At 63.1% G+C, this 1075-nt stretch carries 2 protein-coding genes; one reads left to right on the forward strand and one right to left on the reverse strand.

The features are described 5' to 3' along the window. Positions 1-176, forward strand: a 176-nt coding sequence (locus AC1DKD_RS41470) for a 4Fe-4S dicluster domain-containing protein (RefSeq protein ID WP_477144768.1), incomplete at its 5' end; no start/stop codon positions are given. 99 nt (positions 177-275) lie between these two features. Here the strand turns inward: AC1DKD_RS41470 and pth are convergent. Further along, positions 276-869, reverse strand: coding sequence for an aminoacyl-tRNA hydrolase (gene pth, locus AC1DKD_RS41475; RefSeq protein ID WP_441627008.1), 594 nt, complete (start codon positions 867-869; stop codon positions 276-278). Positions 870-1075: the final 206 nt, after the last annotated feature.

The raw sequence follows: 1075 nt of genomic DNA on the forward strand, positions 1-1075 counted from the left end.
AGATCTATGAGATCGACCCCAACAAATGCACGGAATGCGTCGGACACTTCGATGAGCCGCAATGCCAGCAGGTTTGCCCGGTGGCTTGCATCCCGAACGACCCCAACCGGGTCGAGACGCGCGATACCTTGATGCAGCGCTATCGTCTGCTGACGGCGGCCAAGCGGGTGGCTTGACGCGGGCATTGCGCCCTGCGGCACAAAAAAGCCCCGTCACCGAGAGGTGACGGGGCTTTTTTATTGGTCCGCCTGCGGTTTGCTGCTTGCGAAGCGCCTTCAGCGGGTGGTGTGCAACTCCAGCATGGCGCGTTCGTTTTCGCCCCTGGCCAGCAGCGCCAGCGGCGCCAGGCTACGGTCGATGGCTTCGTCGATGGCCTGCTGCTCCTCGCGGCGCGGCGGCTTCAATACATAATTGATCACATCCTCCCGCTCGCCGCCACCGCTTGCCGAGTTGCGCGGATGGCCCACGCCGATGCGCAGGCGCCAGTAGTCCTGCGTTGTCAGGTGCGCGGCAATGTCCTTGAGTCCGTTGTGGCCGCCGGCGCCGCCGCCGCGCTTGAGCTTGACGGTACCGGGCGGCATGTCCATTTCGTCGTGGGCTACCAGGATTTCGTCAGGCAGGATCTTGTAGAAACGCGCCAGCGATACCACTGACTGGCCGGAGCGGTTCATGAACGTGGACGGCTTGAGTAGCCAGATGTCCTGGTCCCATAGCCGCGCGCGCGCGGCCAGGCCGTGGAAGCGGCCTTCAACGCGCAGGGTGGCGCCGCCCATGCGGGCCAGTTGGTCGACCAGCCAGAAGCCGGCGTTGTGGCGGGTGGCTTCGTATTCCGCCCCGGGGTTGCCGAGACCGACGATGAGTTTGATCATGGGTTGGACTGCTTGGTTGGGAGGACTCAGGCGGATCTGACTGCGACTGCTTAACTGCAGTGTCATAGGCCTAAAAGCCTAAAATCAAAGGCAGTTTCACCACCCCTGCGGGGCGGCGACCTACTTTCTTGTCACGCCAAGAACGTAGGCAAAGAAGGCGCCCCATACGGGATGGGCAAACATTCACGGCTCGCTTCGCATCGCGC

It is taken from the genome of Cupriavidus sp. 05T313, assembly GCF_056396665.1.

What these genes read in the sequence shown, in the direction of transcription:
- pth (WP_441627008.1), bottom strand. Translation starts at nt 869, where the DNA reads ATGATCAAACTCATCGTCGGTCTCGGCAACCCCGGGGCGGAATACGAA.